Raw genomic sequence first — 26,262 nt, 5'->3', positions numbered from 1 at the left:
TTTTGAAATCCGGCTTGAAAGCCTTGCGCGGGTTCTTGTCGGCAAAGCGGGCATCGGCGGGGCGAGAAGAAAGCGGAACTGTGGCAAGGGCCTGGGTGTGTCCCCACGGCCACGCGTCGTTCCGCCGCACAGGTCGTGCCGCTTGCCCCCGCGCGGGCGAGGGCGTAAGGCTTTGGCCATGCAATGGAGTGAGGAAGCCATCGTTCTCGGCGTGCGGCGCCACGGCGAAAGCTCGGTGATCGTGGAGGTGATGACGCGCAGCCGCGGCCGGCATCTCGGCATGGTGCGCGGCGGGCGCTCGCGCGCCATGCAGCCGGTGCTCCAGCCTGGCAATACCGTCGACGTCACCTGGCGCGCGCGGCTCGACGAGCATCTCGGCGAGTTCCGCCTCGAGCCGCTGGAACTGCGCGCCGGGCGGCTGATGGAGACGGCGACCGCCGTCTACGGCGTGCAGGCCATGGCGGCGCTGCTTCGCTTCCTGCCGGAGCGCGACCCGCATCCCCATCTCTACGAGGCGCTTTCCGTCATCCTCGATCACCTGCACGAGCCGGCCGATGCCGGGGAGCTTTTCATCCGCTTCGAGCTTGCCGTGCTCAACGATCTCGGCTTCGGCCTCGACCTCCTCGAATGCGCCGCCACCGGCACGCGCGATGACCTCTGCTATGTCTCGCCGAAATCCGGCCGGGCCGTCTCGCGCGCGGCCGGCGCGCCCTGGGCGGGCAAGATGCTGGCGCTGCCGGCCTTCCTCGGCGACGAGAGCCGGCACGCCGCCGATGCCGCCGCCCTTGCCGATGGCTTCCGGCTGACAGCCTTCTTCCTCAACCGCCATGTCTGCGAACCGCGCGGGCTGGAACTTGCCAGCGCCCGCGACGGCTTCATCCAGGCGGCGCTGAAGGCGCTCGGCACGCCGCGGCACGATGAACCCCGAAAGGCGCAGGCATGACGGTCGAAATCTATCCGGGGCTGACGGTCGCCGGCGTCGGCACGCTGCCGCTCGACGTGGTGAAGCGCGACGGCGGGCTGAAGGTGCTTGCGGCGATGCTGGCCGGCGACCTGCCGGCCCCGCCGATGGCCAAGACACTGGCGTTCAGCCTGACGGAGGTGGAGGAGGGGCGCGTCGTCTTTGCCGGCCTGCCGTCGGCCGACCACCTCAATCCGCTCGGCACGGTGCATGGCGGCTGGACGGCGACGGTGATGGATTCGGCGCTCGGCTGCGCCGTCTTCTCCGTCGTCAGGCCGGGCGAGGCCTATACGACGATCGAGTTCAAGCTGAACCTCGTGCGCCCCGTCCTGCCGGGCATGGGGGAGGTGTTCTGCGAGGGCAGGATCGTGCATCGCGGCCGCACCATCGCCACGTCCGAGGCCTGGCTGCGCGATGGCGGCGGCAAGCTGCTCGCCCACGGCACGGAGACCTGCGCGATCTTCCCGATCGAGAACCTGACGCGCTGAAGTGCGTTCGCCCCCGGGCCTGTCACCGGCCGGTTCGGGTGGAAAGCACTTCCCAGCGCGCGCGCGCCGCGGCGAAGTCGCCGCCGGCTTCGATGATCTCGACGACATGGCTGAACCGGTCGCTCTCGCCGGACAGCCGGAGGCGGACCGTGCCGGCCCGCGCGTCCGCCGCCACGGCCCGGAGGCCGTCCAGGCGGGTGGGACGGGGCGTTTCGGGCCGGATGTCCCCCGGCCGGGCCGCAACCGGCCTCCATGTCAGCGTGCCGTTTTCCATCACCAGCGGCGCCGCGCCGAACGCGACGGGCATCCAGTCCTCCTCGTCGTCGGCCGAAAAATGCGCGACATGGAGGGTGCCGTCATCGAGGCCTTTCCGGCCGTCGGCCAGCCGGGCGCGGTTCGCGACGAATTTGTAGAGGTGCCCGCCATCGCTGCAATAAGTGACCGTGCGGCTATCCCTCTCTACGCGGCAGGCGAGGGCATATGCAGGGCCGAAGCCGTCCTTGGGCCGCCGGTCCGCCTGCGGGACGTCGGCGTTGCGAAGGATCTGGGACATGGCGCGCTCCGGGCTGGCATCGATAAAGAGGCCATTGTGCCCGCCTTGCATGAAAACCGTGCGACAAGCCGAAGAGAACGCCGGCCTCAAACGTAACCCCGTTTGGACTTTGAAAAAAACCGGGTAGTGTCCGCGCCCGGACAATGCCCGTGTTGGAGTCGCAATGCTCGAAATCCTCTCCCTGGTCGCGATCGGCCTGGCGCTCTATACCCTCAATGCATCGCGAAACAGCGCACAGAAGCTCGGCGAGGAGGTTCTGCGGCTGAAGCGCGAGGTCGAGGCGCTGAAGGCCGGCGGCGTCGACCTGCCGGCCGAGACGGCGGCGGCCGAAACGGCTGAGGTCCTTCGCGAGGACGCGGCCGAAGAGGAGACGCCGGCGGATTTCGCCAGCCCCTGGGCCACGGTAGCGGCGGCCGAGGCCGGCAAGGGCCGGGCGATCTTCGGTGGCACGCCGGCCGAAACGGTTACCGCAAGCGAGGGCGAGGTGGCGGACGAAGCGGTCGCGACGGCCTCCGCCGTTCCCGCGGCAAAGCCGAAGGAGAGCTTCGAAAGCCGCATCGGCGCGCGCTGGGCCGTCTGGGTGGGCGGCATCGCGCTGGCGCTCGGCGGCATCTTCATGGTCAAGTATTCCATCGAGGCGGGGCTGCTCAGCCCGGCGGTTCGGCTGTCGCTGGCCGCCGTCTTCGGCCTCGTCCTGATGGCGGTCGGCGAGTTCGTGCGCCGCCGCACCCTGCCGGTCATCGCCAATGCCTTCCAGAACGCCATGATCCCGGGCGTGCTGACCGCCGCCGGCACCACGACGCTCTTTGCCGTCACCTATGTCTGCTACGCCTTCTACGGCTATTTCGGCCCGCTGGCCGCCTTCGTGCTGCTGGCCGCCGTCGCCTTCGTGACGCTCGGCCTGTCGCTCCTGCACGGTCAGGCGCTCGCCGGCCTCGGCCTTCTGGCCTCTCTCGTGACGCCCGCGCTCGTCGCCACCGAGGAGCCGAGCGCATGGGGCCTCTTCGGCTTCCTCTCCGTCGCCTGGCTCGCCACCTTCACTGCTGCGCGCATCCGCCGCTGGCAGGTCGTGCCGGCGCTCGCCAATGCCGGCATGGCGCTCTGGGCGTTGCTCTACCTCTCCGGGGCCAGCACGGTCGAGGTCCTGCCCGTGCTCCTCGCCATGCTCGTCCTCGCCATCGGCCACGGCGTCGTCTGGCCGGGCGCGATCACGGCGGACGACGTGCCGCCCGCGACGGGCGCCGCGTCCGCCGATCCACTGGACCGCCTGTTCGCTCCGCCGGCCGTCGCCGTCTCGCTGACCGGCGCCCTGGCGCTCACCTTCCCGGCACTGGGCCTTGCCCATGCCGTGCCGGCGCTTGCCCGGGCGGATTACGCTTTCGCCGCGATCGTGATGGCGCTCGCCCTTCTCGGCGCGCTGCGCGGCTGGGCGGTCTATCCGGCGCTCTTTTCCGCCATCCCCGCGGTGGTCGGCGTCGGCGCGATGACGATCCGGCCCGGCGGCCTGTTCGACGATTTCTCCGCGCTGGCCCCGCCGACGCTGGAGGGGGCTTCGGCGCTGCCAGTGCCGGTGCTCGGCACCGTGCCGGTCGACCTGCTGCTGGCCCTTGCCGTCCTCTATGCCGCGGTCGGCCTTGCGGGCGTGCGCCTGCGCATGGCCGGCTCATCCGTCTTCGCCGCGCTCTGGAGCCTTATCGCCCCGGCGGTTCCCTTCGCCATCCTCGCCCTGAGCTTCCTTCATTTCGGCAACCTATCCTTCGACCTGAAGCATGGTCTCCTCGCCGTGGCGCTCGGCCTTGCCTTCTTCGGCGCCGCGGAGGCCTTTTCGCGCGGGCGGGCGGAGGAGGGCGGTCTCTTCGTTCCGCAATGGGCGCTCGTTTCCGGCGGCTTCGCCTTCCTCGTACTGGCGCTGCATGCCATGACGGACGGCCTTGCCACGACGCTCGGCATCGCGGTCCTCGGGGCGGCGGCCGTCTTTGCGACGCGCCTTCGCCGCTGGCCGGTCCTGCCCTGGCTGATGGCCGGGGCGGGCGCGATCGTCGCCGGCCGCATCGGCTGGGAGCCGACCATCGTCGGCGCGGCGAACCTTTCCAGGACGCCGGTCTTCAACCAGTTGCTCGCCGGTTACGGCATCCCGGCCGCTCTGCTTGCGCTCTCGGCCTTCGAACTGCGCCGCTGGCCGGGCGAGCGCATCCGCAATCTCCTGCAGGCGCTCGCCGGCCTCTTCCTGCTTTTGACGGCGGCGATCCTCGTGCGGCACGGCATGAACGGCGGCGTGCTCGACAGTTCCGTGCCGACGCTCGGCGAGCAGTCGATCTATACGCTCCTGGTCATCGGCGCTTCGGCGATCCTGATGTCGCTCGACCTGAAATCGCCGAGCCCGGTCTTCCGCTACGGTTCCATGGCGGTCGGCGGGCTCTCGGTCCTGTCGATCCTCAGCGCCCATTTCATCGGCCTCAACCCCTATTTCACCGGCGAACTGCTCGCCAAATGGCCGTTTGTCGACCTTCTCCTCGTCGGCTACCTGCTGCCGGGCATCGCCTATGGCGGCCTTGCTCTTCATGCACGCGGCCGGCGGCCGATGCCCTACGTGATCATGCTGGCGCTGACCGGCGTGGCGCTCGCCTTCGCCTGGGTCACGCTCAGCGTGCGCCGCTACTGGCACGGCGAGGGCATCGCCGACTGGAAGGGCTTCCTCCAGCCGGAGACCTATACCTATTCGGTCGTCTGGCTGCTGCTCGGCGTGCTGCTGCTGGCGGTCGGCTCAAGGGTCGATTCCAGGAGCATCCGCCTTGCCTCCGCCGGCCTCGTCCTGATCGCGGTGGTCAAGGTCTTCCTGATCGACATGGCCAATCTCGAAGGCATCCTCAGGGCGCTCTCCTTCATCGGCCTCGGGGCGGTGCTGATCGGCATCGGCCTGTTCTACCAGAAGATCCTCTCGGGAAAATCCGGGACCGGCGAAAAGGCGGAATTGAACGCAAAGGCGTGACAGGCTAGTCAGGGCGATCAATGATGGATCGTCCATGACCTTTGCCTGCCTCGCCGCCGCCTTCTCGCCCCTCGGGCCGCTTGCCGAGCGCCTGCTGCCGCAGGCCTTCTCCGCCGATGACGGCTCGCACGATGCCGCGCACCTCATCCGCGTGTGGAAGAGCGCGCGCCGCATCCAGGCGGAAGAGGGCGGCGACCCGCGGCTGCTGGCGGCCGCCGTGCTGCTGCACGATTGCGTGGCGGTGGAGAAGAACTCGCCGCTGCGCGCCGAGGCCTCGCGCCTTGCCGCCGAGAAGGCTGCCGGCCTGCTTGCCGCCGAGGGCTGGAGCGAGGGGGACGTGGCCGCCGTCGCCCATGCCATCCTCACGCACAGCTTTTCTGCCAGTCTCGCCCCGCAGACGCTGGAGGCAAGAATCCTGCAGGATGCCGACCGGCTCGACGCGATCGGCATGATCGGCGCGGCGCGCTGCTTCTACATTGCCGGCCGCATGGGCAGCGGCCTCTACGATCCGCTGGACCCGCTCGGCGAAAACCGCCCGCTCGACGACAAGGCCTTCGCCATCGATCATTTCGAGGTCAAGCTGTTCAAGCTGGCGGAAGGGTTCCAGACGGCGGCGGGCGCGCGCATGGCAGGGGAGCGGACGGAGCGCCTGAGGGCGATCCGCGCCATGCTGCTGGATGAAATCTGAAGAAGAACATGGCTTTGTGCCGCCGCATTGAATCTCTCCGGCAGGCCGTTGAATCAACGTTTTAAGGAAAGGTCGCCCACATGAAGGTCGAGGGTCTCAACATTCACCCGCTGAAGAGCGGCCGGGCCATTCCCGTCGAAAGCGCGGCGGTGCGCCTCGACGGCCTTGCCGGCGACCGGCGCTTCATGGTCGTCGAGCCGGACGGCCGGTTCATCACCCAGCGCGAACTGCAGGCGCTGGCCCGAGTCGAGGCGACGGCGGTGGGCGACAGCCTGCACCTCGAAATGGAGGGCCGCCAGCTTCTCGCCAGCTTCGATCCCGAGGACCGCCTCGACGTGACGATCTGGGACAGCCCGGTCAACGCCGCGGTCGCCGACGAGGCCGTCAACGACGTCCTGTCGGACTGGCTGGCGCGCCCGGTCAGGCTGGTGCACATGGATGCCGCGGCCGCGCGGCTGGAGGGCGAGGAATGGGCCGGCAGCCCGGCGCCGGTCGCCTTCGCCGACGGTTTCCCCATCCTCGTGACGACCACCGGCTCGCTCGCCGACCTCAACCGCACGCTGGTCGCCACGGGCCAGGAACCCGTCGGCATGGACCGCTTCCGCACCAACATCCTCGTCTCCTGCGAGGAGCCCTGGGCGGAGGATTTCTGGCAGACGATCGAGGTGGGCGGCATCGCCTTCGATTTCGTCAAACCCTGCGCCCGCTGCATCATGACCACGCAGGACCAGATGACCGGCGAGCGCATCGGGGGCAACCCCATCCAGGGGCTTGCCGAAAAGCGCATGTCCGCCGACCGCCGCGTGCCCGGCATGCTCTTCGGCTGGAACGCCGTGCCGCGCGGCGAGGGCGAGATCCGCCTCGGCGACGAGGTGCGCGTGACGACGACGCGCAGCGAGCGCTGGCCGATGAAGGTGCGCGCCTGAATTGCCCTAAACCCACCCGCGCCGCTTGAAGTAGAGGAACGGCATCAGGGCGGAAAAAATCATCAGGCCGATCGCATAAGGGTAGCCGAAGGTCCATTGCAGCTCCGGCATCAGCTCGAAGTTCATGCCGTAGGCCGAGGCGACCAGCGTCGGGGGCAGGAAGACGACCGAGGCGACGGTGAAGATCTTGATGATCTGGTTCTGCTCCAGGTTGATGAGGCCGAGCGTCGCGTCGAGCAGGAAGTTGATCTTGCCCGAAAGGAAGGCGGCATGGTCGCCGAGCGAGGCGGCATCGCGCTGCACGAGCTTGACGAGCTGGCGGATGTCCTTCGACGGCCGGTGGGTCGGGTTCTCCACCGCCGCGTGATAGGCGACGAGGCGCGAGATGCTGACGAGGCTTTCGCGCACGCCGGAGAGGAAATCGCCCTTGCGGCCGAGCTGCTCGATCAGCGCCTCCAGGTTCCGCGTCTTCTTGGTGGAAGAACCCGACTTGCTGCGAAAAATCTCGCGCGAGATGCCGTCGATCTCGTTGCCGAGCCGTTCCAGCACGTCCGCCATGCGGTCGATGACCGCCTCGATGACGCCGAGCATCACGTCCTCGCCGGTCTCGTAGCTGTGGCCGTTGCCGCGCAGCGCCCGGTTGCAGAAGGTCGCGAAGGGTTTTGCATCCGCATGGCGCACCGTCACCAGCGTCGGGCCGGCGAGGATGAAAGTCACCGGCATCTTGGCCGGCTCGTCGCCGTCGAGATTGGTGAGCGCCGTCATCGTCATGAATTCGGCGCCGTCCTCCTGGTAGAGGCGGGCGGACAATTCGATGTCCTCCATCTCCTCGCGCGTCGGGATGGTGATGCGCAGCGCCGCCTCGACGTCCTTCACCTCTTCCGGTGTCGGGCTGAGGAGGTCATACCAGAGGGCAGGCGAGATCGCCTGTTCGATGGCCGGGTTGGAAATTTCGCGCAGGCAGAAGCGGTCCGCCCTGCGGGCATAGATGTGCAGCATGCTTTGCTCCTTGGAGGCATTCTCGCCATCCGGAGCGAAGCCGCAGGCCTCCTACCGGATAGGTCGCTCGATTGCTCTCGATAGTCGACTGTCGGGGTCCATGGTCTTATCCGGGTTCGGTTGGCGCCGTATGACGCCGGCGCGGGCATGCGCCTAAATTCCTGCCGCGTCAAGCACACAAGCCTGTCGCTGAAAAAGCGCTGTTTTATCAATCCGGCTGATTGTCCGGTCAATTAAATTTGCTTTTGTTAATGCATGGCCCGGCGTAGGTTCCGGCCATTCAATCCCGGAGACGCACCATGTCCACCCCATCCGTCGTTGCGGCACCTGCCGCCAGCCGGCCCATGCCGTGGCTCATCATTCTCGCCGGCTCGCTGATCGCCGTGCTCACCTTCGGCCCGCGCTCCGCCATGGGCTTCTTCCAGCTTCCCATGCTGCAGGATACCGGCTGGGATCGCACGACCTTCGGCCTTGCCATGGCGCTGCAGAACCTCGCCTGGGGCGTCAGCCAGCCGTTCTTCGGCGCCATCGCCGACAAGTTCGGCACCTGGCGCGTGCTGCTCGTCTCGGGCCTCGTCTATGCGCTCGGCCTCGTCCTCATGTCGCTCGGCACCTCGCCGCTCTGGCTGCATGTCGGCGGGGGCGTGCTGGTGGGGCTCGGCGTCGGCGCGGGCTCCTTCGGCATCCTGCTGTCGGCCTTCGCGCGCAATGTGACGCCCGACCAGCGCTCCATGGCCTTCGGCATCTGCACGGCGGCGGGCTCGGCCGGCATGTTCCTCTTCGCGCCGCTTTCGCAGGGCCTCATCAGCGCCTATGGCTGGTCGGACAGCCTCGTCTATCTCGGCATGCTGATGCTCGTCGTGCCGCTCATCGCCATCCCGCTGCGCGGCAATTCCTCCTCCGGCATCACGGCGGCGAGCGAATACAAGCAGACCATCGGCGAGGCGCTGCGCGAGGCGCTCGGCCATCGCAGCTACCTGCTGCTGGTCGCCGGCTTCTTCGTCTGCGGCTACCAGGTCGCCTTCATCACCGCGCATTTCCCGGCCTATCTCGGCGATATCGGCATCGATGCGCGCTATGCCGTCATCGCGCTGGCGCTGATCGGCTTCTTCAACATCATCGGCTCGCTCGCCGCCGGCTTCATCGGCCAGCGCTATTCGAAGCCCTATTTCCTCGCCTATATCTACCTTGCCCGCTCGGTCGCGGTGGCGGCCTTCATCCTCCTGCCCAAGTCGCCGGCCTCGGTCATCGTCTTCGCCATCGTCATGGGCCTGCTCTGGCTTTCCACCGTGCCGCCGACCAACGGCCTCGTCGCCATCATGTTCGGCACGAAGCATCTCGGCCTGCTCGGCGGCATCGTCTTCTTCTCGCACCAGGTCGGCTCGTTCCTCGGCGTGTGGATGGGCGGCTATCTCTACGACCATTTCGGCACCTACGATCCCGTCTGGTGGCTCGGCGCGGCGCTCGGCATCTTCGCGGCCATCGTGCACTGGCCGATCGAGGAGAGGGGCGTCGCACGCCCGGCCTCCGCCTGATCCGGACCCTTTGCCCCGCCCGAAGGAATTCGGTCGGGGCTCCTTGCAAACCGTCACAAAAGTTTCTAAATCTGAACCACCGGCAATGCCGGTTTTGTTTTGGAGCTATTATGCTCAAATTGAGCAAAATAGCCTTTCCGCCGAAGGGCGGCGGAAGAAAGGGAGGGTTCCATGACCGTTCTGGCCCAGCATGTGGAGATGGCGGAAGCCGTGCGCCCGCTCACGGCCGCCGAGCGCTTCGACGTCGCCGAGAAGCCTGACCTCGCCTTCACGCCCGAGATCGCCCGCGAGACGAAACACCTCTACGAGAAGGTGAAGCAGTTCATCCCCGCCTTCGAATGGCCGGTCTATGCGCCCTATGTCGCTGCCATCAACCGGCTGAAGAAGGAGCGCGGCGCGGTCATCCTCGCGCACAATTACCAGACGCCGGAGATCTTCCACTGCGTCGCCGACATCGTCGGCGATTCGCTGCAGCTCGCCCGCGACGCCACCAGGGTGGATGCCGAGATCATCGTCCAGTGCGGCGTGCACTTCATGGCCGAGACCTCCAAGCTGCTGAACCCGGAAAAGACGGTGCTCATCCCCGACGCCAAGGCCGGCTGCTCGCTGTCGGACAGCATCACCGGCGAGGACGTTCGCCTGTTGAAGCAGCGTTATCCCGACGTGCCGGTCGTCACCTATGTCAACACCTCGGCCGACGTGAAGGCGGAGACGGACATCTGCTGCACCTCCTCCAACGTGCTGGCGGTCATCGAAAGCCTGGAGAGCGACACGGTCCTGTGCATTCCGGACGAATATCTGGCGATGAACGTCGCCAAGCAGACGAACAAGAAGATCCTTACCTGGAAGGGGCATTGCGAGGTGCACGAGCGCTTCACCGCGGCCGAGCTGCTCTCCTACAAGGAGGCCCATCCCGGCATCGAGATCATCGGCCATCCGGAATGCCATCCCGACGTCATCGCCGTCTGCGATTTCGCGGGCTCCACCGCCGGCATGATCAACTATGTGAAGGACAACCGTCCCCCGCGCGTGCTGCTCGTCACCGAATGCTCCATGGCCTCCAACATCCAGGCCGAGCTGCCGGGCGTCGATTTCGTCAAGCCGTGCAACCTCTGTCCGCACATGAAGCGCATCACGCTGCCGAAGATCCTCGACAGCCTGGTCAACATGACGGAAGAGGTCCTGGTCGATCCGGCGATCGCCGACCGCGCCCGCCTCGCCGTCGAGCGGATGGTGAATTTGAAGCAGTAGTGCGGCGCCATGTGCGCCATTGGAGAGAGGCAGCGCGAACCAAATCGATCGATCCTGCCGTCGTCGCCCCTCATCCCCCTGCCGGGACCTTCTCCCCGCAGGCGGGGAGAAGGGGCAGAACGGTGACCCATCGCTCCTCGCCCCGTTTACGGGGAGAGGATGCCGGCAGGCAGGTGAGGGGCAGATCGGGTTGGCGGCGCGTCGGAGGAAAGAACATGCCCATTGATAGTTTCCGCCCGCAATCCTGGAACGGCATCGACGATATCGTCATCGTCGGCGGCGGGCTTGCCGGCCTGTTCTGCGCGCTGAAGCTCGCGCCGCGGCCCGTCACCATCCTCGCCGCCGCGCCTATCGGCCAGGGGGCGTCCTCCGCCTGGGCGCAGGGCGGCATCGCGGCGGCGATGAGCCCCGGCGACACGTTCGAAAAGCACGTCGCCGACACGCTGGAGGCCGGCGCCGGCATCGTCGACGAGAAGATGGCGCGCTTCATGGTCTCCGAGGGCCCGGCGCGCATCCACGACCTTCTCGAATACGGCGTGCCCTTCGACCGCGATCTCGAGGGCAAGCTGCTGCTCTCCCGCGAGGCCGCCCATTCGGAGCGCCGCATCGTGCGCGTCAAGGGCGACATGGCCGGCAAGGCCATCATGGAGGCGCTGATATCCGCCGTGCGGAAAACGCCGTCGATCCGGATCCTCGAAGGCTATGTCGTCGAGGAGCTGGTGCGCGAGGGCCGCTTCATCTCGGGCGTCGTCGCCCGGCCGGATGCCGGCCAGTCGAAGAACCGCGTGCATTTCCCGGCCCGCGCCGTGGTGCTCTGCTCGGGCGGCGTCGGCCATCTCTATGCCGTCACCACCAATCCGTGGGAGGCCTGCGGCCAGGGCGTCGGCATGGCCGCGCGCGCGGGCGCCATCATCGCCGATCCGGAATTCGTGCAGTTCCACCCGACCGCCATCGATATCGGCCGGGACCCGGCGCCGCTCGCCACCGAGGCGCTGCGCGGCGACGGCGCGCATCTCGTCAATGCCGACGGGCACCGCTTCATGCTGGATATCCACGCGGACGGCGAGCTCGCCCCGCGCGACATCGTCTCGCGCGGCGTCTTTGCGGAAGTGCAGGCCGGGCGCGGCGCCTTCCTCGATTGCACCAAGGCGGTCGGCGCGCATTTCCCCGACATGTTCCCGACGGTCTACGCTTCCTGCGTCGCCGCCGGCATCGACCCGGTCATTCAGCCGATCCCCGTCGTGCCCGCCGTGCATTACCACATGGGCGGCGTCCTGACGGATGCGGAAGGCCGCACCTCGATCGACGGCCTGTGGGCGGCCGGCGAGGTCACCTCCACGGGCGTGCACGGCGCAAACCGCCTTGCCTCGAACTCGCTGCTCGAAGCCGTGGTCTTCGCCGCGCGCATCGCGGAGAACATCAAGGGCATGCTGCCGGAGCCGAAGATCAACGACTGGGGCAAGAATGCCGGCGAGAGCGACGATCTCGTCACCATCGAGGACAGCCCGGCGCTGAAGCGCCTGCGCCGCGTCATGAGCGACCATGTCGGCGTCATCCGCAGCCGCGAGGGCCTGAAGACGGCGATCCGCGAGATCGCCGCGCTGGAGCGCGAGAACAGCCGCATGCGCTTCCACAACATCGTCACCACCGCCAAGCTCATCGCGACGGGCGCCTATCTGCGCGAGGAAAGCCGCGGCGGCCACTTCCGCTCCGATTTTTCCGAGCAGAGGGCCGACTGGAAGCACCGCACCTTCCTCACCCTCGCCGATGCCGAGACGGTGGTGGCGGACCTTTCGGAAACGGCGGCGGCGTGAGGCTTGGCAAAAATTGACAATCGCTCTTCCCGCGCTAGAATCGGGCGAAAGGAGTGCACCATGCCGACGCTGAATGTCAGTCTGACTCCGGAATTCGCCGATTTCATCGAGGAGGCCGTCGCAAGCGGCTCCTATGTCTCGGCGAGCGAGGTCGTGCGCGATGCGTTGCGCCTGATGCGCCAGGAGCGGGAAAGCGAGGCGGCCAGGCTCGCACTTCTGCGCAAGGCGGTCGATGCCGGGCTGGCCCAGTCGGAGCGGGGCGAGTTTTCCGGCCGCTCCGTCACGGACATTTTTACGGCTGCCGCCGGCGAGACATGACCGTTCGGCTGACGGTTGAGGCGGAGCGGGACCTTGCGGAGATCGCGCGCTACACGGTGACGGCCTTCGGCATTGCCCAGGCGATGGACTATGCCGCGTTGATCGAGCACGCGATCAGCCTCCTGGCTGAAAATCCGCGCCGGCCGGCATCGCGCGCCCGCGACGAGCTTCGCCCCGGCGTGCGCTCCATGCACCTTTCCCGCGCCGCCGCCCGGCGCCATGCTGCCGCGCATGTGCTTTATTATCACCTTGTCGCAGGCACGGATGAGGCACAGGATATCGTCATTCTCCGCGTCCTGCACGAACGCATGGAGCCGCTGAAGCGGCTCGTCGACGCCAACAGCCCTGAAAAGGATCCTCCGCCATGACCACCCCCTATCTCCCCGTCCTCTCGCCGCTGATGGTCGAGGATCAGGTGCGCGCGGCGCTGTCGGAAGACCTCGGGCGCGCGGGCGACATCACCAGCCAGGCGACGATCGCGCCGGACAGCGTGGCGCGGGCGGAGCTGAATGCGCGCGAGGAGGGCGTCGTCGCCGGCCTCGACCTCGCCCGCGCGGCCTTCCGGCTGATGGATCCCGAAATCCGCTTCGAGGCCTTCGTGAAGGACGGCGACCGGCTTTCGCCCGGCACGGTGATCGCGCGGGTCGCCGGCCCCGCCCGCGCCGTGCTGTCGGCCGAGCGCGTGGCGCTCAACTTCCTCATGCATCTTTGCGGCGTGGCGAGCTACACGGCGCGTTTTGCCGCCGAGATCGCCCATACGCAAGCAAAGGTCTGCTGCACGCGAAAGACCATTCCGGGCCTGCGGGCGCTTGAAAAATACGCCGTGCGCATGGGCGGCGGCTCGTCGCACCGCTATGGCCTCGACGATGCGATCCTCATCAAGGACAACCATATCGCCGTGTCCCGCGGGGTTGCGGGCGCCATTCGTGCCGCCCGCGCCTTTGCCGGCCACCTCGTCAAGGTGGAGGTCGAGGTGACGACGCTGGAGGAGCTGGAGGAGGCGCTGGAGGCGCAGCCCGACGTCATCCTGCTCGACAATATGGGGCCGGAACTCCTGCGCCGCGCCGTCGAGATCAACCGCGACTGCGCGGGGCTCAGCGATGCGGCCTACGCCGCCGATCCGCGCCGCGTGAAGCTGGAAGCCTCCGGCAATGTGAACATCGGGACGATCCGCGCCATCGCCGAGACGGGGGTCGACTACATCTCGACCTCCAAGATCACCATGGCCGCGCCGACGCTGGATATCGGCCTCGACGTCGTCGTGCGCTGACGGGGCCGGAACAGGCCGGCGGACGATGCGTTCCGCTTCCATGGACAATGGAAACCGGAAGGACGCATCATGTGGAAGATCGTTGCTGGCGCCGTGCTGGCCGCCCCGCTCCTGAGCCTGCCCGCCGCCGCCCAGCAGGCGACGGATACGGCGCGGGCGAATTTCGTCGATCGCGACGGCAAGGAGACCGGCCGCGCGCAGGTGACCGCCGGGCGCGACGGCGTGCTGTTCGAGGTGGAGGTCTCGGGCCTCGAACCGCGAAAATGGGTGGCGCTGCACATCCATGAGAGTGGGACCTGCGACCCTGCGGGCGGTCACGAATCGGCCGGCGGTCATTTCAACCCGGATGAGAAGAGCCACGGCTTCGTCTCGGCGGACGGCCCTCATGCCGGCGACCTGCCGAACCAGTATGTCGCGGACGACGGCGTGCTGCGCGCGCAGGTCTATTCGACGATGGTCCGCCTCGACGATGCCGAGCGCGGCATCCGCGGCCGCGCGCTCGTCGTCCATGCCGGCTCGGACGACTATCGCACCGATCCGGCGGGCGGCGCGGGCGACCGGATCGCCTGCGCGGTCATCGAGTAGGCCGCCTCAGCGCATGCCGACCTTGAGCCCCGGGGCCGGGCGCTCCTCTAGAATCCGCCGGCGGAAACGGAAGAGCGCGGCGGGGCGCCCGCCGGTGGCGGCGGTGGAGCCGCCGGTCGCCTCGACCAGTTCGGCGCCCTCGACCAGGCGGCGGAAATTCTGCTTGTGCAGGTGCCGCCCGGAGATCGCCTCGACCGTCGCCTGCAGTTCGGTGAGCGTGAATTCCGGCGCCATCAGCTCGAAGATCACCGGGCGGTATTTGATCTTGCCGCGCAGCCGCGCCATCGCGGTCGCGAGGATGCGGCGGTGGTCGTGGCGCATGGCGACGCCCGCCGCGGGATGGCACGATCCGGTGCGCCCGTCCGTCACCGCCTCCTCGGCAAGGCCTGCCTCGTAGAGCAGTTCGTAGCGCTCCAGCACGCGCTCCTCGTCCCAGGGAAAATCGTCGAGGCCGAAGGCGAGGCGCAGGCGCGTGCGCATCGAGGGCAGGGCGCTCGCCCGTTCCTCGCGGGCATTGTCGGCGGCAAAGGCCGTGAGCGCGGGGAGGATGAGCTGGTCAATCAGCGCCGGCCGCCCCTGCCGCCAGTCCTCCCAGGGAAGGTAGGTGTACCAGTCGCGCCAGGCGGCGCCGGCTTCGGCCAATTGCTCGTTCGCCTCGGCATCGGTGCGGGTCAGCGCGATATAGCCGACGGAGACCATGTGCGTGCCGACCTCGTCCGGCAGCTTCTGGCGGCCGCGATCGCCGAAGGTGTAGAGCTGCTCGATATAGCCGAGCTTCAGCGCCGTCTGCGCCTCGACGCTGGCGCGCAGGCTCGTCTCGAAGGTGCGGTGCTGGCGCGGGTCGAAGGGGCCGAAGGGCAGGGTGTCCCGACCGCCCGGCCCCCCGCCGATGGCGAGGATGGAGGGGCTGCGGCCGGAGATCGCGACGACCGCCGCGTTGAGGCCGATCTCGACCGGCGGCCGGGCGCTGTTCTCGGTCATGGCCGCACCGTCTCCGGCGTGGCGGAGAAGGAAAAGGGGCTGTCGCCGACATAGTCTGCTCCGCGGCCGATGGCCCTGACGGCGGCGACGAGCCGGCCGCCGCGCGACAGGACATGGTCGCCGATCTCCACCAGCCGGGCATTGGGCGTCGCCTGCACGGAGGCGCGGCGCAGGCGCGCCGCAAGCTCATGCTCGTCCTGGTCCGGTTCCACGGCGAGCGCGGCGATCAGCGCGGCGGCGGGGGAGCGGGAAACGCCCATCATGCAATGGACGAGTAGCGGCGCCTGCCGGTCCCAGCCGCGGGCGAAGCCGACGATCGCGGCGACATGCTCCTCGCCGGGCGCGACGAGGTTTCCGGTGCCGGCAAAGGCGATGTCGTTGACGCCGACGATCAGGTGGCGATCGGCGGCGATGACGGCCGGCCGGTGGAAGGCCTGCTTCGGCGCGACGAGGCTCAGCATCTCGCGGCAGCGGTGGCGCACCGCGAGTTCCGCGATCTTTCCGAGCGGCGCAACGACGATCGTGCCCATCGTCACACCGCCGCGGCGAGCGGGCCGCGATCGCGTTCCAGCGCTTCGAAGCGATCGGCGAAGCGCTGCTGGGCGAGCGTGGCGGTGAGCGGCGAAATCTCGATCATGTCGAGCGTGATGCCGCGCGGCGCGCCGAAGAATTTGACCGCCTCGGCATGGGAGAAGCCGGCAAGCTCCGTCGCCTCGAAGAAGGCGGCGATCTGGTCGGCCTTCTTGATCTTCGCCTTCAGGCCGGCAGGCGTTGAGGGCGGCAGGCCGAAGCGCAGGTGCACGGCCGCCTCCAGCCGCTTCTCCACCGTCTTGTAGCCGCCGCCGACCACCGCCTTGAACGGCGAGATCATGTCGCCGATCACGTATTCCGGCGCGTCGTGCAGCAGCGCCATCAGGCATTCATCGGCATTGCAGCGGTTCTGCCGGCGAAAGATCGCCTCGACGACGAGCGAATGCTGCGCCACGGAAAAGGCGTGGTCGCCGTTGGTCTGGCCGTTCCAGCGCGCGACGCGGGCGAGCCCGTGCGCGATGTCGGACAGCTCGATGTCGAGCGGCGAGGGGTTGAGCAGGTCGAGGCGGCGGCCGGACAGCATGCGCTGCCAGGCCCGGGGCTCCGTCTTGGCGCGGGCGGCTGCGCTCATTGCGCCGGCACCTCGGCGCTCTCCTGCGGGAAGGAAAGGCCCGTCCATTGCGGCAGGGCGACGGTGACGGGGACGCCGGCGGCCGTGATCGGCGTGCCGTCCTGCATGGCGTCGGCCGCGCGGTCGATGCGCACGATGGCAAGGCCGCGCGTGCCGGAGACGCTGCCGAGCGTGCCGATCGGCTTGCCGCCGGCCAGAAGCTCGGTACCGGATGCGGGAAGGGCGGTTTCTCCGCTGACGATGACCGGGCGGCGCCGCGCGGTGCCGCGATGCTGCATGCGGGAGACCACCTCCTGGCCGATATAGCAGCCCTGACGGAAGGAAAGACCGTCGGTAAGGTCGAGCAGCACGTCGTGCGGGAAGGCGTCGCCCAGCGCGTAGTCGCGGCCGGCCTCCGGGAGGCCGGCGCCGATGCGCAGGGTGTCGTAGAGCGCCGGATCGTCGCTGCCGCCGGCGCCCGGGCGGCGCGAGACGGCAAGGCCGGCCTTGGCGAAGCGGCCGTCCCGCGGGGCGTCGGCCTCCGGCGCGTCCCAGTCTATCGCCACCCGATCCCCCTCGACGGCTGCAAGATCGACCGCCGCGCGCAGCTTGTACAGGGTAAGCCGTTTCAGCAGCGCATCGCGCTGTTCGCCCGCCGTCTCGATCAGGAAGGCGCCGTCGCCGTCGCGGCGGACAAGGAAGTCGAACAGGATCTTGCCCTGCGGCGTCAAAAGCGCGCCGGGGCGGATCTCGCCGGCCGGAAGGTCGGGCAGGTTGGTGGTGATGAGCGATTGCAGGAAGATCTCGGCATCGGCGCCGGAAATGCGAAGGAAGGCGCGGCCGGAAAGCGTGACGGAAGGCATGATTCGACCCAGGTTTTGCGCCCGCCGGCACCATGCGGCAGCGGGCGGTGCATGATCGCACCCGTTGAAACAGAAGTAGAACGGCAGGACGCCTTTCGCAAGGTCGCGCGGCCTTGCCTTGCGCGCCGCGCGGGGAAACGCGGCTCAATCTCCGGTGACGAAGAACTTCCACTGGCCGTCCGGCGTGATGCCGACGCGGTAGAAATTGTAGCTGCCGAATTCCTTCATGTCGGCGAAATCGCCGGCCGTGACGATGCGCAGCAGCTCCACCTTTTCCGGCGCCGTCAGGCTCGCGAGCGGCTTTTCGGCGAAATAGGGCCAGACATACATCTCGTCCGCCGTGCCCTTGCCGACATGCACGAAGCCGGTCGCCAGCACGTCGAGCAGGATCGCCAGGACCTCGATGCCTTCCTCGTCGCCCGACTGGCCCTTGAGGGTCTCGACGGGGCCTTCGTCGGTCTCGACGATGGAGACCTGCGTTTCCGTCATGCCCTTGCCGAGCAGCGGGCGCAGGCGCTCGATATCGCCGGAGGCGGCGGCCTCGACGATGAGTTCGCGCATGCGGCGCACGGGTTCCGGCGCCTTGGCGATGTCGGAGAAGAACTCGACCGGAACCTCCGGCGCGTCGACCGCCGTGTCGTCGGTGACGGGCGCGTCGTCCGAAGGCTCGGTCACGGCCTGGTTCCGGCGAATCAGCGGGTCGGGCAGCGGCAGTTCGAGGGGAGCGGTCTCTTCCTGCTCCTCCTCGACGGGCGGCGCTTCGCCGGCCTCGGCCGGCTTCTGCTGCGCCTCGCCCTGCTCGTTCTTCAATTCGCTGAGCGCGAAGGCGGGGCGGACGGGCGCGACCAGCGCCGTTGTGGTGAAAAGCACCGACAATACGATGAGGCTGCTGCGGAACAGCGTTTTGCCGTCAGGCGATGTCTGCATGACCTGTCTTTCCAGCCTATTGCAGGATGCGCTCGGGGGAGAACTCTCCGGCCAGCATGCGCTCGCGCAGCGATTCGAGCATCGCCTCCGCGCCCCGTTCGCCATGGATGCGGATCGTCTCGCGCATGGCGAGCGCGATGGCGGCATCGGCGATGATTTCCGGTTCGATGCCATCAGCCATGCCGTCGGCCCAGGCCTCGTTCTGGTATTCCAGAGCGGCCTGCATCTTCTCGTGCACGATCATCTCGTCGATATCGTTGAGAGTAGGTTCCATTGATCGGTCCATGCGAGGCATTCAGTTCTTACTTGACTGTTAACGACCTTAGCAGCCTTTTCCCAAAACGGCACTGGGTCGTGTAAAAAGAGGTTAATTAACCGCTAATTTCCAAAGCGCGCGGTAATTTCTGTGGCAAGTGTTGCCCCTTCGTTACGGTATCTCTCTTCTGCGACAACGGCCGAGTCGGTGCAAGCGGTATAGATGGCCGCGAAGGAACGATATCCCCGGTTGAATGCGGCTGTCAGTTTTTCCTGTCTTTTCGGCTCGTTAGCCGCTTCGAGCGCGATGAGGCGCTGCATGGAGGCCCGCCAGCCGTCCTCCGGCTTGTCCAGGCAGAGATTGCGCAGGTAGTGCACGGCGCCGAGGATTTCCGAGAGCCGTTCCAGCCGTGCGTCATAGGGCGCCGGCTTCTCCTCGATTGCGGCGGCCGGCGGGGTTTCCTTCGCCTCGCCCTTCGCCTTCTGGGCGAAGGCGGGCGCGGAAAACGTCAGGGCGAGGAGGAGGGCGAGCCGAATCACCGTCATTCCATCTGCCTCGTCCGCTCCGCCTCTAGACGCCGGATGCATTCGCGCACGCTGTCGGGCGCCGGCAGTTTTTCGATCTCCCCGGCCGTGTACCAGCCGACGGCTGCCGCATCGTCCGAGGCGACGGCGACGGTCGCGGCATCCGCCTTCACCCTGAAGACGGAGAGGCGGAACGACGGGCTGTCGGGGCCGTCCTCGCGGCCGGGCAGGTCGTAGGTGGCGAAAAGCGAGGGCTTTTCGGCGCGGATGCCGGTTTCCTCTAAGAGTTCACGCAGCGCCGTCTCGGCCGGCGTCTCGCCCTCTTCGCCGCGCCCGCCCGGAAAGGCGTACATGTCGGCCGAGGGCGGGTTGCTGCGCAGGACCAGGAGATAGCGTCCGTCGCGCTCGACGATGGCGGAGGAGGCGGGCTGGGGCGTCTTGGATGTCTTCATCGCGGTCCGGTCCGGTTGCGCTCGATTGACCCCTTATAGGCAAAGTGCGATGACGATGCCATGTGTGGACGATTTGCATTGCTGGCGAAGCGGGATCTGGCGCGCGACTATCTCGACCTTGCCGAACTGGACGACCTGCCCGAGCGCTACAACATCGCCCCGACGCAACCGATCCTCGTCGTCGTCGCGGGCGAGCGGCAGCAGCCCGGCAGCAACCTGCCGGAGCGCCGGGCCATGCTGGTGCGCTGGGGCTTCATGCCCGGCTGGGTGAAGGACCCGCGCGATTTCCCGCTGCTCATCAATGCGCGCGCCGAGACGGCGATCGGCAAGGCCTCCTTCCGTGCCGCCATGCGCCATCGCCGCATCCTCGTGCCGGCCTCCGGCTTCTTCGAATGGCGCCGGCCGGAGGGCAAGGGCGCCAAGGCCCAGGCCTACTGGATCCGCCCGAAGAAGGGCGAGATCCTGGCCTTTGCCGGGCTGATGGAGACGTGGTCGTCCGCCGACGGCTCCGAGGTCGATACCGGCGCGATTCTGACGACGGCGGCCAACAACGATATCGCCCGCATTCACGACCGCATGCCGGTCGTCATCCGCCGGGAGGATTTCTCGCGCTGGCTCGACTGCAAGACGCAGGAGCCGCGCGACGTGACCGACCTGATGACGCCGATCGACGACGGCTTCTTCGAGGCGATCCCCGTCTCCGACAAGGTGGGCAAGGTCGCCAATATGGGGCCGGATATCCTGGAGCCGGTGGAGGAGCGGGCCGAGGAGGCGCCGGCGGAAAAGAAAAAGGGCGCAGAGGCGCGCCCATCGTCCGACCAGCTTTCGCTGTTCTGAAACCGCGCCGGCGGGGCGGCCCGAAGGCGGCTCAATCGTAGAGCGGCTGGAGCACGGCGGGAATGTCGCGCTTGGGACGCTTGACCTCGGTCTTCGCCTCCGGCTTGCAGCGCGTGGCGGCCACCACGGCGGGCAGGCCGAGCGGCTTGTAGCGCGCCTGGAGAGGTTCGTCTGCTGCGCGGTCCTGCAGCGGTTGTTTCCTTGCGGTCGACATTGTCTTTCTCCTGAGTGTCGGGCAGCCCCGTTTCGTTCCCCGGTTGCTGCCCTCGATGCGCCAAGCCTTACGCGGCCCGTTCGGCCAAATTCTGCTCGAATTTTGATCGCTCTGCGGCAAGTGGCTGAAAATACGGGTTTTTGCGATCAACTATTGTGACCGGCGCAAACATTCATTTTCCCGGCCTCTTGCGCACCCTGGTCATCATCGCCGCCGCGACGACGGCGCGGATGCCGATCGGATTGTAGCGGGCGGCAAGGTCGGCCTCGGGGCGTGCTGCTGGCTTGCGGATCTTCATGGTCCTGTCCCTTTCGTTTGCCGGCGGCCTCCGCCGGTCTCGCCCGTTCCTTTTCCCATGCCGGCGGCCCCGGCCATGTCACCGCGGGAACACGGGCTCCGGCGAGATTTTCGCCCGGGAAGGCGCCGAGCCCGCTTGACCGGACGCGTGCAGGGCGCGATAAAGCAGGCCATGAAAACGGTACTCTGCATTCGCCGGAGCATTATTCGCTAGCGCACGCGCTGGCCCGGCCGTTTTCGTCCCTCAAAATCCCCGGATGACAACGACCCGGCCAGCCGGGTGCACGCCTTTTGGGGAGATTCTCATGGCTGAAAAGCCGGTCCTGACGCTGTACAACACGCTCACGCGCTCGAAGGAGCCCTTCGCTCCCATCGATCCCGACAATGTGCGCATGTATGTCTGCGGCCCGACGGTCTACGACTTCGCCCATATCGGCAATGCGCGGCCGGTCATCGTGTTCGACGTGCTGTTCCGCCTCCTGCGCCATGTCTTTGGCGAGGACCACGTCACCTATGCCCGCAACATCACGGACGTCGACGACAAGATCAATGCCCGGGCGCTGCGCGATTTCGGCACGGAGATCGAGAACGGCACGCTCTCGCTCAACGAGGCGATCCGCCGCGTGACGGAGAAGACGGCGAACCAGTTCCACGCGGATATCGCTGCGCTCGGCGCCATCGAGCCGACGCACGAGCCGCGCGCCACCGAGTTCGTCCAGCCGCGCGGCGACGGCAAGGTCGACATGATCACGCTGATCGAGCGCCTGATCGCGCGCGGCCACGCCTACCAGGCGGGCGGCGAGGTGCTGTTCGACACGCAGTCCATGGCGGACTACGGCCGGCTTTCGCGGCGCAACCTCGACGAGCAGCAGGCGGGCGCCCGCGTCGCCGTCGACGTGCACAAGAAGAACCCCGGCGATTTCGTGCTGTGGAAGCTCTCCTCCCCCGAGGAGCCCGGCTGGGAGAGCCCCTGGGGCCGTGGACGTCCGGGCTGGCACATCGAGTGCTCCGCCATGTCCGCCGCCTATCTCGGCGAGACCTTCGACATCCACGGCGGCGGCCTCGACCTCATCTTCCCGCACCACGAGAACGAGATCGCCCAGTCGCGCTGCGCGCACGGCACGCCGGTCATGTCGAATGTCTGGATGCACAACGGCTTCCTGCAGGTCGAAGGCCGCAAGATGTCGAAGTCCGAGGGCAATTTCCTGACGATCTCGGAACTCCTGCACGAGGAGAGGTTCGGCGGCCGCAAATGGCCGGGCGAGGTGCTGCGCCTCGCCATGCTGATGACGCATTACCGCGAGCCGATCGACTTTTCCGTCAAGCGGCTGGAGGAGGCCGAGCGGCTGCTCGCCAAATGGCCGGCCGGCGGCGATCCGGCCGAGGGCCGGGTGGACGAAAGCGTGCGCGCGCCGCTGCTCGACGACCTCAACACCGTCGCGGCCGTGCAGGCGCTGCACGCGCTCGCCCAGTGCGCCAATGCCGATCCGCTGATGCTGCCGGTCTTCGCCGCCAGCGCCGCGCTTCTCGGCGTCCTGCCGAAGAAGGCCGAGGTCTCCAGGGCGCTGGAGGACAGCATCGAGGCGCTGATCCAGCTTCGCCTGGACATGCTGAAGGCGAAGAATTTTGCCGAAGCCGACAGGATCCGCGACGACCTTTCCGACAAGGGCATCCAGCTGAAGGATGGCAAGGATCCGCAGACCGGCGAGCGCGTGACGACGTGGGAGGTGAAAAGGTGACCACACCCTTCTACACCGGCGGGTGCCAGTGCGGGGCCGTGCGCTTTCATGTCGAGGGGGCGCTCGGCGATGCGTCGGTCTGCCATTGCCGCATGTGCCAGAAGGCGAGCGGCAATTTCTACCTGCCGCTCGTCTCCGTGCGGCAGGCGAAGCTCACCTGGACGCGGGGCGCGCCGAAGCGGTTCCGGTCGTCGAACCACGGCTATCGCGGCTTCTGCGCCGATTGCGGCACGCCGCTGACCTACGAGGCGCCGGACGGCGTGGCGCTGACCATCGCCGCCTTCGACGATCCGGCCGGGATCGCCCCGCGCATCCAGTGGGGCATCGAGGCGAAGCTGCCCTATGTGGACGCGGTCCGCGACCTGCCGGGCGAGGACACGATGGCCGACCAGGACGCGGCGTCCTTCCTCGCCGACCTCGTCTCCTACCAGCACCCCGACCACGACACGGACGAATGGCCGCCGGAGGACCGTCCATGACCGTCGTCCTCTATCCCGCTTACCGTTGAAGGAGCCGTCATGAGCGTCGAACAGGAAGAGACAAGAACCGGCGGCTGCCAGTGCGGCGCCGTGCGTTTCCGCATCAGGGGCGGGCTCGGCCGCCCGTCGATCTGCCATTGCCGCATGTGCCAGAAGCAGTTCGGCGGATTCTTCGGCCCGCTCGTCACGGCCAAGGGCGAGGTGGAATGGCCGCGCGAGGAGCCGGCCTATTTCCAGTCCTCGGTCAACATCGCCCGCGGCTTCTGCCGGCAGTGCGGCACGCCGCTCACCTACAAGCATCCCGGCGGGCTGGAGATCGCCATCGGCGCCTTCGACCTGCGCGACGACCTCGTCCCGCAGGTCCAGGTCAACTACGGCTCGCGCCTGCCCTGGGTGGAGGAGATCTTCGCCGCGCCCGCCCATGACGACCCGGATTACTACAGCCATCAGGAGAAGATCATCTCCTTCCAGCACCCCGACCATGAAACCGAAAACTGGCCTGCCCACGGAATGAAACTATGACCGAGACCCTGCGTACCCTCTATCCCGAGATCGAACCCTATGCCTCCGGCCATCTCGATGTCGGCGATGGGCACAGCATCTATTGGGAGCGCGCGGGCACGCCCGGCGCCAAGCCGGCCGTGTTCCTGCACGGCGGCCCCGGCGGCGGGTTCTCGCCGGACCATAGGCGCCTGTTCGACCCCGCGCTCTACGACGTGACGCTGTTCGACCAGCGCGGCTGCGGCAAGTCCACGCCGCATGCGGCGCTGGAGGCCAACACGACCTGGCACCTCGTTTCCGACATCGAGCGGCTGCGCGAGATGGCCGGGGCGGAGACGTGGCTGGTCTTCGGCGGCTCCTGGGGCTCGACGCTGGCGCTCGCCTATGCGGAAAAATATCCCGAACGGGTGTCCGAACTCGTCGTGCGCGGCATCTACATGCTGACGAAGGGCGAGCTCGACTGGTACTACCAGTTCGGCGTCTCGGAGATGTTCCCCGACAAGTGGGAGCGCTTCATCGCGCCCATCCCGCCGGAAGAGCGCCGCGAGATGATGCATGCCTATCACCGCCGCCTGACGAGCGACGACAAGGCGACGCGCATCGCCGCCGCCCGGGCCTGGAGCCTGTGGGAGGGCGAGACCATCACGCTCTTGCCGGAACCCTCGACGAGCGACAAGTTCGGCGAGGACGAGTTCGCCCATGCCTTTGCCCGCATCGAGAACCACTTCTTCGTCAATGGCGGCTGGATGGACGAGGGGCAGCTCCTGCGCGACGCGCACAGGCTGACGGGCATTCCCGGCCTCATCGTGCACGGGCGCTACGACATGCCGTGTCCGGCCAGGCAGGCCTGGGCGCTGCACAAGGCCTGGCCCGAGGCGGAATTCTATCTCATCGAGGGGGCGGGCCACGCCTATTCGGAGCCCGGCATCCTCGACCGGCTGATCTACGCGACGGATAAGTTCGCGGGGAAAGAGTAGGCGCCGTGCCTGCCGCTTTTACCCCCTCTGCGTGCAAGTATCATCCCTCAGGAGGGAACAGATGAAGAAAGACCGTATCCATCTTTTCGACACCACGCTTCGCGACGGCCAGCAGACGCCCGGCATCGACTTTTCCGTCGAGGACAAGATCGCCATTGCCGGCATGCTGGATGCGTTCGGCCTGGATTATGTCGAGGGCGGCTATCCCGGCGCCAACCCGACGGATACGGCTTTCTTTACGAAGAAGCGCACCGGCCGCGCGAAATTCGTCGCCTTCGGCATGACGAAGCGCGCCGGCGTTTCCGCCTCCAACGATCCGGGCCTTGCCGCGCTTCTCGATTCGAAGAGCGACGCGATCTGTCTCGTGGCCAAGAGCTGGGACTATCATGTGCGCGTGGCGCTCGGCTGTTCCAACGCGGAGAACATCGAGAGCATCGCCGAATCGGTCAAGGCCGTCGTCGCCTCCGGCCGCGAGGCCATGGTCGACTGCGAGCATTTCTTCGACGGCTACAAGGCCAATCCCGACTATGCGCTGGCCTGTGCCGCCACGGCCTTCGCCTCCGGCGCGCGCTGGGTGGTGCTGTGCGACACCAATGGCGGCACGCAGCCTTCCGAGGTGCAGGCGATCGTCAAGACGGTGATCGCCGCCGGCGTGCCGGGCGACAATCTCGGCATCCACGCCCACAACGACACGGGGCAGGCCGTCGCCAATTCGCTTGCCGCCGTCGAGGCCGGCGTGCGCCAGATTCAGGGCACGCTGAACGGCATCGGCGAGCGCTGCGGCAATGCCAACCTCGTGACGCTCATCCCGACGCTGGCGCTGAAGGAAACCTATGCGACGCGCTTTTCGATCGGCATCGACACCGAGGACCTCACCGGCCTTACCAAGCTGGCGCATACGTTCGACGAACTCCTGAACCGCTCGCCGGACCATCAGGCGCCCTATGTCGGCGCCTCCGCCTTCGCCACCAAGGCCGGCATCCACGCCTCGGCGCTCCTGAAGGACCCGCGCACCTACGAGCATGTGACGCCGGAAAGCGTCGGCAACCTGCGCAAGGTCATGGTGTCCGACCAGGGCGGCAAGGCGAATTTCATCAATGCGCTGAAGCTGCGCGGCATCGCCGTCGGCAAGGACGATCCGAAGCTCGACCGCCTCATCCAGATCGTCAAGGAGCGCGAGGCGACGGGCTATGCCTATGAGGGCGCGGATGCGAGCTTCGCGTTGCTCGCCTACCGCACGCTCGGCACGGTGCCGGATTTCTTCCACGTCGAGAGCTTCCGCGTGATGGTGGAGCGCCGCTACGACGCCAACGGCCAGCTCAAGACCGTGTCGGAGGCCGTCGTGCGCGTCATCGTCGACGGCGAGACGATGATGTCCGTCGCGGAAGGGCACGGCCCCGTCAACGCGCTCGACCTTGCGCTGCGCAAGGACCTCGGCAAGTACCAGGCCGAGATCGCCGATCTGGAACTGGCGGACTACAAGGTGCGCATCCTCAACGGCGGCACCGAGGCCATCACCCGCGTCCTGATCGAATCGACCGATGCGACGGGCGCGCGCTGGTGGACGGTCGGCGTCTCCGACAACATCATCGACGCCTCCTTCCAGGCGCTGATGGATTCCATCGTCTACAAGCTCCTGAAGAACCGCGGCGAGGCGGGCCGGGCGGCGGCGGAATAGGCGGACAAGGTTCAGCGCG

Annotated in this window: 30 protein-coding genes; 18 read left to right on the top strand and 12 right to left on the bottom strand. The window is 67.6% G+C overall.

The window, feature by feature from the left end; translation table 11 throughout:
- The first annotated feature begins 178 nt into the window (after positions 1-178).
- Both recO and AB3G45_RS18910 read left to right on the top strand, forming a co-directional pair.
- The gene (gene recO / locus AB3G45_RS18915) at positions 179-943 is read left to right on the top strand and encodes a DNA repair protein RecO (protein ID WP_367832002.1); all 765 of its coding nucleotides are present in this window, start codon (positions 179-181) and stop codon (positions 941-943) included.
- Entirely contained in the window at positions 940-1,449 is a 510-nt protein-coding gene (locus AB3G45_RS18910; RefSeq protein WP_367832001.1) for a PaaI family thioesterase, read from the top strand. The genes recO and AB3G45_RS18910 overlap by 4 nt, the downstream gene beginning before the upstream one ends.
- A gap of 22 nt (positions 1,450-1,471) precedes the next feature.
- Here AB3G45_RS18910 and AB3G45_RS18905 read toward each other — a convergent pair whose 3' ends face one another.
- Positions 1,472-2,002, bottom strand: a complete 531-nt coding sequence (locus tag AB3G45_RS18905) for an alkaline phosphatase PhoX (protein WP_367832000.1) — start codon at positions 2,000-2,002, stop codon at positions 1,472-1,474.
- A 163-nt stretch (positions 2,003-2,165) separates the two neighbouring features.
- Here AB3G45_RS18905 and AB3G45_RS18900 point away from each other — a divergent pair, with 163 nt between their 5' ends.
- The 3 genes from AB3G45_RS18900 (at position 2,166) to AB3G45_RS18890 (ending at position 6,605) form a co-directional block, all read left to right on the top strand.
- Positions 2,166-4,991, top strand: coding sequence for a DUF2339 domain-containing protein (locus AB3G45_RS18900; RefSeq protein WP_367831999.1), 2,826 nt, complete (start codon positions 2,166-2,168; stop codon positions 4,989-4,991).
- Positions 4,992-5,025: 34 nt separating this feature from the next.
- Entirely contained in the window at positions 5,026-5,679 is a 654-nt protein-coding gene (locus tag AB3G45_RS18895) for an HD domain-containing protein (protein ID WP_367831998.1), read from the top strand.
- Positions 5,680-5,759: 80 nt separating this feature from the next.
- Positions 5,760-6,605 carry an MOSC domain-containing protein gene (locus tag AB3G45_RS18890; RefSeq protein WP_367831997.1) on the top strand — a complete coding sequence of 282 codons (846 nt, stop codon included), beginning with the start codon at positions 5,760-5,762 and terminating at the stop codon, positions 6,603-6,605.
- A 6-nt stretch (positions 6,606-6,611) separates the two neighbouring features.
- On the opposite strand, the gene AB3G45_RS18885 is transcribed toward AB3G45_RS18890, so the two are convergent.
- Entirely contained in the window at positions 6,612-7,604 is a 993-nt protein-coding gene (locus AB3G45_RS18885) for a magnesium transporter CorA family protein (RefSeq protein WP_367831996.1), read from the bottom strand.
- 299 nt (positions 7,605-7,903) lie between these two features.
- Here AB3G45_RS18885 and AB3G45_RS18880 point away from each other — a divergent pair, with 299 nt between their 5' ends.
- The 7 genes from AB3G45_RS18880 to AB3G45_RS18850 all read left to right on the top strand — a co-directional run bounded on the left by AB3G45_RS18880 (position 7,904) and on the right by AB3G45_RS18850 (position 14,377).
- On the top strand, positions 7,904-9,139 hold the full coding sequence (locus AB3G45_RS18880) for an MFS transporter (protein ID WP_367831995.1): 1,236 nt from the start codon (positions 7,904-7,906) through the stop codon (positions 9,137-9,139).
- 171 nt (positions 9,140-9,310) lie between these two features.
- Entirely contained in the window at positions 9,311-10,390 is a 1,080-nt protein-coding gene (gene nadA, locus AB3G45_RS18875) for a quinolinate synthase NadA (protein ID WP_367831994.1), read from the top strand.
- A 215-nt stretch (positions 10,391-10,605) separates the two neighbouring features.
- Complete coding sequence (locus AB3G45_RS18870; RefSeq protein WP_367831993.1) at positions 10,606-12,204, top strand: L-aspartate oxidase; 1,599 nt, start codon at positions 10,606-10,608, stop codon at positions 12,202-12,204.
- 60 nt (positions 12,205-12,264) lie between these two features.
- A complete protein-coding gene (locus AB3G45_RS18865) occupies positions 12,265-12,522 on the top strand; it encodes a type II toxin-antitoxin system ParD family antitoxin (RefSeq protein WP_367831992.1) in 258 nt (85 codons plus the stop codon).
- On the top strand, positions 12,519-12,890 hold the full coding sequence (locus AB3G45_RS18860) for a type II toxin-antitoxin system RelE/ParE family toxin (RefSeq protein ID WP_367831991.1): 372 nt from the start codon (positions 12,519-12,521) through the stop codon (positions 12,888-12,890). Before AB3G45_RS18865 ends, AB3G45_RS18860 begins: the two co-directional genes overlap by 4 nt.
- Complete coding sequence (gene nadC / locus AB3G45_RS18855) at positions 12,887-13,792, top strand: carboxylating nicotinate-nucleotide diphosphorylase (protein ID WP_367831990.1); 906 nt, start codon at positions 12,887-12,889, stop codon at positions 13,790-13,792. The genes AB3G45_RS18860 and nadC overlap by 4 nt, the downstream gene beginning before the upstream one ends.
- Positions 13,793-13,861: 69 nt before the next feature.
- A complete protein-coding gene (locus AB3G45_RS18850; protein WP_367831989.1) occupies positions 13,862-14,377 on the top strand; it encodes a superoxide dismutase family protein in 516 nt (171 codons plus the stop codon).
- A 6-nt stretch (positions 14,378-14,383) separates the two neighbouring features.
- Here the strand turns inward: AB3G45_RS18850 and AB3G45_RS18845 are convergent, their stop codons facing one another.
- The 8 genes from AB3G45_RS18845 to AB3G45_RS18810 form a co-directional block, all read right to left on the bottom strand.
- Positions 14,384-15,358, bottom strand: a complete 975-nt coding sequence (locus tag AB3G45_RS18845) for an NAD regulator (RefSeq protein ID WP_367831988.1) — start codon at positions 15,356-15,358, stop codon at positions 14,384-14,386.
- Positions 15,355-15,888, bottom strand: a complete 534-nt coding sequence (locus tag AB3G45_RS18840) for a tyrosine phosphatase family protein (RefSeq protein ID WP_367831987.1) — start codon at positions 15,886-15,888, stop codon at positions 15,355-15,357. The genes AB3G45_RS18845 and AB3G45_RS18840 overlap by 4 nt, the downstream gene beginning before the upstream one ends.
- Positions 15,889-15,890: 2 nt before the next feature.
- Entirely contained in the window at positions 15,891-16,520 is a 630-nt protein-coding gene (locus tag AB3G45_RS18835; RefSeq protein ID WP_367831986.1) for a YfbR-like 5'-deoxynucleotidase, read from the bottom strand.
- The gene (locus AB3G45_RS18830; protein ID WP_367831985.1) at positions 16,517-17,362 is read right to left on the bottom strand and encodes a folate-binding protein YgfZ; all 846 of its coding nucleotides are present in this window, start codon (positions 17,360-17,362) and stop codon (positions 16,517-16,519) included. Before AB3G45_RS18830 ends, AB3G45_RS18835 begins: the two co-directional genes overlap by 4 nt.
- A 144-nt stretch (positions 17,363-17,506) precedes the next feature.
- The gene (locus AB3G45_RS18825; RefSeq protein ID WP_367831984.1) at positions 17,507-18,289 is read right to left on the bottom strand and encodes a hypothetical protein; all 783 of its coding nucleotides are present in this window, start codon (positions 18,287-18,289) and stop codon (positions 17,507-17,509) included.
- Between the two features lie 16 nt (positions 18,290-18,305).
- Positions 18,306-18,575, bottom strand: a complete 270-nt coding sequence (locus AB3G45_RS18820) for a hypothetical protein (RefSeq protein ID WP_037409294.1) — start codon at positions 18,573-18,575, stop codon at positions 18,306-18,308.
- 92 nt (positions 18,576-18,667) lie between these two features.
- On the bottom strand, positions 18,668-19,090 hold the full coding sequence (locus AB3G45_RS18815; protein WP_367831983.1) for a TIGR02301 family protein: 423 nt from the start codon (positions 19,088-19,090) through the stop codon (positions 18,668-18,670).
- Positions 19,087-19,521: an NUDIX hydrolase gene (locus AB3G45_RS18810; RefSeq protein ID WP_367831982.1), complete on the bottom strand. Its 435-nt coding sequence runs from the start codon at positions 19,519-19,521 to the stop codon at positions 19,087-19,089. Before AB3G45_RS18810 ends, AB3G45_RS18815 begins: the two co-directional genes overlap by 4 nt.
- Positions 19,522-19,581: 60 nt before the next feature.
- Here AB3G45_RS18810 and AB3G45_RS18805 point away from each other — a divergent pair, with 60 nt between their 5' ends.
- Entirely contained in the window at positions 19,582-20,358 is a 777-nt protein-coding gene (locus AB3G45_RS18805; RefSeq protein ID WP_367831981.1) for an SOS response-associated peptidase, read from the top strand.
- A gap of 31 nt (positions 20,359-20,389) precedes the next feature.
- Here the strand turns inward: AB3G45_RS18805 and AB3G45_RS18800 are convergent, their stop codons facing one another.
- Both AB3G45_RS18800 and AB3G45_RS18795 read right to left on the bottom strand, forming a co-directional pair.
- Entirely contained in the window at positions 20,390-20,572 is a 183-nt protein-coding gene (locus tag AB3G45_RS18800) for a hypothetical protein (protein ID WP_367831980.1), read from the bottom strand.
- Positions 20,573-20,744: 172 nt separating this feature from the next.
- Entirely contained in the window at positions 20,745-20,870 is a 126-nt protein-coding gene (locus AB3G45_RS18795) for a hypothetical protein (protein ID WP_367831979.1), read from the bottom strand.
- Positions 20,871-21,174: 304 nt separating this feature from the next.
- Between AB3G45_RS18795 and cysS the strand changes: the two genes are divergently transcribed.
- The 5 genes from cysS to cimA all read left to right on the top strand — a co-directional run bounded on the left by cysS (position 21,175) and on the right by cimA (position 26,243).
- On the top strand, positions 21,175-22,608 hold the full coding sequence (cysS, locus tag AB3G45_RS18790; protein WP_367831978.1) for a cysteine--tRNA ligase: 1,434 nt from the start codon (positions 21,175-21,177) through the stop codon (positions 22,606-22,608).
- Entirely contained in the window at positions 22,605-23,087 is a 483-nt protein-coding gene (locus AB3G45_RS18785; protein WP_367831977.1) for a GFA family protein, read from the top strand. Before cysS ends, AB3G45_RS18785 begins: the two co-directional genes overlap by 4 nt.
- 39 nt (positions 23,088-23,126) lie before the next feature.
- On the top strand, positions 23,127-23,609 hold the full coding sequence (locus AB3G45_RS18780) for a GFA family protein (protein ID WP_367831976.1): 483 nt from the start codon (positions 23,127-23,129) through the stop codon (positions 23,607-23,609).
- Positions 23,606-24,565, top strand: coding sequence for a prolyl aminopeptidase (gene pip, locus AB3G45_RS18775; RefSeq protein ID WP_367831975.1), 960 nt, complete (start codon positions 23,606-23,608; stop codon positions 24,563-24,565). The genes AB3G45_RS18780 and pip overlap by 4 nt, the downstream gene beginning before the upstream one ends.
- Before the next feature lie 61 nt (positions 24,566-24,626).
- A complete protein-coding gene (gene cimA, locus AB3G45_RS18770; RefSeq protein WP_367831974.1) occupies positions 24,627-26,243 on the top strand; it encodes a citramalate synthase in 1,617 nt (538 codons plus the stop codon).
- Positions 26,244-26,262 lie beyond the last annotated feature (19 nt).

This window comes from Shinella sp. S4-D37, from assembly GCF_040812195.1.
GTDB lineage: Bacteria > Pseudomonadota > Alphaproteobacteria > Rhizobiales > Rhizobiaceae > Shinella.
Note: the sequence above shows the minus strand (reverse complement) of the source record. Positions and strands in the feature narration are given on the sequence as shown.

Excerpts from the sequence above, each read along its gene's own strand:
- recO (WP_367832002.1), top strand. The coding sequence starts at position 179 with ATGCAATGGAGTGAGGAAGCCATCGTTCTCGGCGTGCGGCGCCACGGC.
- AB3G45_RS18910 (WP_367832001.1), top strand. The coding sequence starts at position 940 with ATGACGGTCGAAATCTATCCGGGGCTGACGGTCGCCGGCGTCGGCACG.
- AB3G45_RS18905 (WP_367832000.1), bottom strand. The coding sequence starts at position 2,002 with ATGTCCCAGATCCTTCGCAACGCCGACGTCCCGCAGGCGGACCGGCGG.
- AB3G45_RS18900 (WP_367831999.1), top strand. The coding sequence starts at position 2,166 with ATGCTCGAAATCCTCTCCCTGGTCGCGATCGGCCTGGCGCTCTATACC.
- AB3G45_RS18895 (WP_367831998.1), top strand. The coding sequence starts at position 5,026 with ATGACCTTTGCCTGCCTCGCCGCCGCCTTCTCGCCCCTCGGGCCGCTT.
- AB3G45_RS18890 (WP_367831997.1), top strand. The coding sequence starts at position 5,760 with ATGAAGGTCGAGGGTCTCAACATTCACCCGCTGAAGAGCGGCCGGGCC.
- AB3G45_RS18885 (WP_367831996.1), bottom strand. The coding sequence starts at position 7,604 with ATGCTGCACATCTATGCCCGCAGGGCGGACCGCTTCTGCCTGCGCGAA.
- AB3G45_RS18880 (WP_367831995.1), top strand. The coding sequence starts at position 7,904 with ATGTCCACCCCATCCGTCGTTGCGGCACCTGCCGCCAGCCGGCCCATG.
- nadA (WP_367831994.1), top strand. The coding sequence starts at position 9,311 with ATGACCGTTCTGGCCCAGCATGTGGAGATGGCGGAAGCCGTGCGCCCG.
- AB3G45_RS18870 (WP_367831993.1), top strand. The coding sequence starts at position 10,606 with ATGCCCATTGATAGTTTCCGCCCGCAATCCTGGAACGGCATCGACGAT.
- AB3G45_RS18865 (WP_367831992.1), top strand. The coding sequence starts at position 12,265 with ATGCCGACGCTGAATGTCAGTCTGACTCCGGAATTCGCCGATTTCATC.
- AB3G45_RS18860 (WP_367831991.1), top strand. The coding sequence starts at position 12,519 with ATGACCGTTCGGCTGACGGTTGAGGCGGAGCGGGACCTTGCGGAGATC.
- nadC (WP_367831990.1), top strand. The coding sequence starts at position 12,887 with ATGACCACCCCCTATCTCCCCGTCCTCTCGCCGCTGATGGTCGAGGAT.
- AB3G45_RS18850 (WP_367831989.1), top strand. The coding sequence starts at position 13,862 with ATGTGGAAGATCGTTGCTGGCGCCGTGCTGGCCGCCCCGCTCCTGAGC.
- AB3G45_RS18845 (WP_367831988.1), bottom strand. The coding sequence starts at position 15,358 with ATGACCGAGAACAGCGCCCGGCCGCCGGTCGAGATCGGCCTCAACGCG.
- AB3G45_RS18840 (WP_367831987.1), bottom strand. The coding sequence starts at position 15,888 with ATGGGCACGATCGTCGTTGCGCCGCTCGGAAAGATCGCGGAACTCGCG.
- AB3G45_RS18835 (WP_367831986.1), bottom strand. The coding sequence starts at position 16,520 with ATGAGCGCAGCCGCCCGCGCCAAGACGGAGCCCCGGGCCTGGCAGCGC.
- AB3G45_RS18830 (WP_367831985.1), bottom strand. The coding sequence starts at position 17,362 with ATGCCTTCCGTCACGCTTTCCGGCCGCGCCTTCCTTCGCATTTCCGGC.
- AB3G45_RS18825 (WP_367831984.1), bottom strand. The coding sequence starts at position 18,289 with ATGCAGACATCGCCTGACGGCAAAACGCTGTTCCGCAGCAGCCTCATC.
- AB3G45_RS18820 (WP_037409294.1), bottom strand. The coding sequence starts at position 18,575 with ATGGACCGATCAATGGAACCTACTCTCAACGATATCGACGAGATGATC.
- AB3G45_RS18815 (WP_367831983.1), bottom strand. The coding sequence starts at position 19,090 with ATGACGGTGATTCGGCTCGCCCTCCTCCTCGCCCTGACGTTTTCCGCG.
- AB3G45_RS18810 (WP_367831982.1), bottom strand. The coding sequence starts at position 19,521 with ATGAAGACATCCAAGACGCCCCAGCCCGCCTCCTCCGCCATCGTCGAG.
- AB3G45_RS18805 (WP_367831981.1), top strand. The coding sequence starts at position 19,582 with ATGTGTGGACGATTTGCATTGCTGGCGAAGCGGGATCTGGCGCGCGAC.
- AB3G45_RS18800 (WP_367831980.1), bottom strand. The coding sequence starts at position 20,572 with ATGTCGACCGCAAGGAAACAACCGCTGCAGGACCGCGCAGCAGACGAA.
- AB3G45_RS18795 (WP_367831979.1), bottom strand. The coding sequence starts at position 20,870 with ATGAAGATCCGCAAGCCAGCAGCACGCCCCGAGGCCGACCTTGCCGCC.
- cysS (WP_367831978.1), top strand. The coding sequence starts at position 21,175 with ATGGCTGAAAAGCCGGTCCTGACGCTGTACAACACGCTCACGCGCTCG.
- AB3G45_RS18780 (WP_367831976.1), top strand. The coding sequence starts at position 23,127 with ATGAGCGTCGAACAGGAAGAGACAAGAACCGGCGGCTGCCAGTGCGGC.
- pip (WP_367831975.1), top strand. The coding sequence starts at position 23,606 with ATGACCGAGACCCTGCGTACCCTCTATCCCGAGATCGAACCCTATGCC.
- cimA (WP_367831974.1), top strand. The coding sequence starts at position 24,627 with ATGAAGAAAGACCGTATCCATCTTTTCGACACCACGCTTCGCGACGGC.